General features: G+C 61.6%; 2 protein-coding genes. Both read right to left on the bottom strand.

The window, feature by feature from the left end:
• Positions 1-73: 73 nt before the first annotated feature.
• The gene (gene istB, locus P3T20_RS37055) at positions 74-850 is read right to left on the bottom strand and encodes an IS21-like element helper ATPase IstB (protein WP_415265663.1); all 777 of its coding nucleotides are present in this window, start codon (positions 848-850) and stop codon (positions 74-76) included.
• Positions 840-2366, bottom strand: coding sequence for an IS21 family transposase (istA, locus tag P3T20_RS37050; RefSeq protein ID WP_429289456.1), 1527 nt, complete (start codon positions 2364-2366; stop codon positions 840-842). The genes istB and istA overlap by 11 nt, the downstream gene beginning before the upstream one ends.
• Positions 2367-2468 lie beyond the last annotated feature (102 nt).

Here is a 2468-nt window from a genome sequence, read left to right as displayed (position 1 = left end):
TGTTGATTTGCATGGAATCCTGACCCGCGATTTGCACTGAATTCTGACCCACCCGTTGGACCAGCTTTGCGGGTTATACGGTGGGTGTCTGGGTCTTCTTTCTCTCCTTCTTTGGCTGCGTCGTGCTGTTTCTGAAACGATAGCTATCGTTGCCTGTTTCTACAATGTGGCAGTGGTGCGTAAGCCGGTCGAGCAGCGCCGTCGTCATCTTTGCATCGCCAAACACACTAGCCCATTCGGCGAAGCTCAGATTGGTGGTGATGATGATGCTGGTTCGTTCGTAGAGCTTGCTGAGCAGGTGGAACAGCAGCGCACCGCCGGTCTGGCTGAAGGGCAGATAGCCGAGCTCGTCCAGCACCACAAGATCGGCATAGACAAGCCTTGTTGCGAGCTGCCCAGGCTTGCCGACCAGCTTCTCCTGTTCGAGCGCATTGACCAGCTCGATGGTGGAGAAGAAGCGCACGCGACGGCGGTGGTGTTCGAGAGCCTGCACACCGATCGCGGTTGCCAGATGCGTCTTTCCGGTGCCGGGTCCGCCCACCAGAACGATGTTGTGCGCCGAGTCGATGAACTCGCACTGGTACAGCTGCCGCACCAGCGCTTCGTTGGCATCGCTGCAACTGAAGTCGAAACCGCCGATATCGCGATACGCCGGGAAGCGCGCCACCTTCATCTGGTAAGCGAGTGAACGCACTTCGCGCTCTGCCAGTTCGGCCTTGAGCAGCCCGGCAAGCACCAGCGAAGCCGACTTGTAGGCCGGCGAGTCCTGCGCTGCAAGCTCGCCCAACGCCTGCGCCATACCGTGCAGCTTGAGTGACTTGAGCATCTGCATCATGACGTCAGGCTGCATGGTTATCCTCCCGGCCCCTTAGTCGATCGTAGCGGCTGACGTTGGCCTGCGGCTCAACGGTCAGTGCGAAGGCCTGCGGCGTCTGCAGCGGCGGCACAGGCGCGCTGTCGAGCAGCCGGCTCAGGATGTTCAGCACCGTCTGCTTGTTCGGTGCACCGGCTTCAAACGCCAGTTCGACGGCTGCGAGCACCGTCTGTTCGTCGTGCAGCAGAACCAGCGCCAGAATCTCGACCATCTCCCGGTCACCGCCGGGACGCTTCAGCAGCACGCCCTGCAGCTTGCGGAATCCAGCTGGAAATTCTGCGAAGGGTGCACCATTACGAAGCGCTCCAGGTTTGCGCTGCAGGACTGCCAGATAGTGACGCCAGTCGTAGATGGTCTCGCCGTTGTCATGGCTGCGGTTGATCCGTCGGCCGTGCTCCGCAATCACCTGACCTTCAGCCACGAACACTAGCTTCGCGGCGTAGACCCGCAGGCTGATGGGGCGGTTGGCAAACGACGCCGGCACGCTGTAGCGGTTGCGCTCGAAGGTTACGAGGCAGGTTGGCGAGACGCGTTTGGTATGTTCGACGAAGCCGTCGAACGGCTGGCCCACTGGCATAAGGTGTGGCCGCTCGGCAGACCACGCGTCCCAGATCGTCATGTCCTGTTCGGGGTGCCGCGTCTGTTGCCACAGCAGCACGCACTGGTCGGCCAGCCAGTCGTTGAGCGCCGCCAGCGAGCCGAACGTCGGCACCTTCTGCCAGAGCCGGTGCCGGCTGTCCTGGACGTTCTTCTCGATCTGCCCCTTCTCCCAGCCGGAGGCGACGTTGCAGAACTCGGCGTCAAACAGGTAGTGGCTCACCATCGCGCTGAACCGCGCGTTGACCTCGCGGACCTTGCCGGGACGCACCCTGTCGACGGCGGTCTTCATGTTGTCGTAGATGCCGCGGCGTGGAATGCCACCCCACGCGACGAACGCGTGATGATGCGCGTCGAACAGCATCTCATGGGTCTGCAGCAGATAGGCACGCAGGAAGAACGCACGGCTGTGACTGAGCTTGAGCTGTGCCACCTGCAGCTTCGTGCGCTCGCCGTTGATGACGGCCCAGTCCTCGCTCCAGTCGAACTGGAACGCTTCGCCGGCCGCAAACCGGAGCGGAACAAACGTCCCGCGCCCGGTCGTCTTTGCCTGCTCGTGCTGCTCCTGTCGCCAGCGCCGGGCAAACGCAGCGACACGATCATAGGAGCCGGTGAAGCCCAGCGCGCAAAGATCTGCGTGGATCTGTTTGAGGGTTCTGCGCTGTTTGCGGGGCCGGTTCGCTTCGGTCTTGAGCCAGCCTGCCAGCTTCGCAGCAAACCCGTCGAGCTTGCTGGGGCTGTGGCGCTCGGGGTAAGCCGGCAGCACAGTGTCGGCCCGTATGTAACGCCTGACCGTGTTTCTGGACACGCCCAGCCGTTTGGCAATCTCGCGTAACGAGACATGATCGCGAAAGTGCCAGCGTCGGATGATGCTCAATATAGCCACGTCGATCACTCCGTTCCCCTGCTCGTTGCCGAGCAGGTCAGTGTTCTACGTGGGTCAATATTCGATGCAAATTACTGCGCGGGGTGGGTCAGGATTCCGTGCAAATCAACA

Origin of the sequence: Paraburkholderia sp. GAS206C, from assembly GCF_050435645.1 — a bacterium.
Lineage (GTDB): Bacteria > Pseudomonadota > Gammaproteobacteria > Burkholderiales > Burkholderiaceae > Paraburkholderia > Paraburkholderia phenazinium_B.
This window is presented reverse-complemented; position numbering and strand designations above follow the sequence as displayed.

Excerpts from the sequence above, each read along its gene's own strand:
- istB (WP_415265663.1), bottom strand. The coding sequence starts at position 850 with ATGCAGCCTGACGTCATGATGCAGATGCTCAAGTCACTCAAGCTGCAC.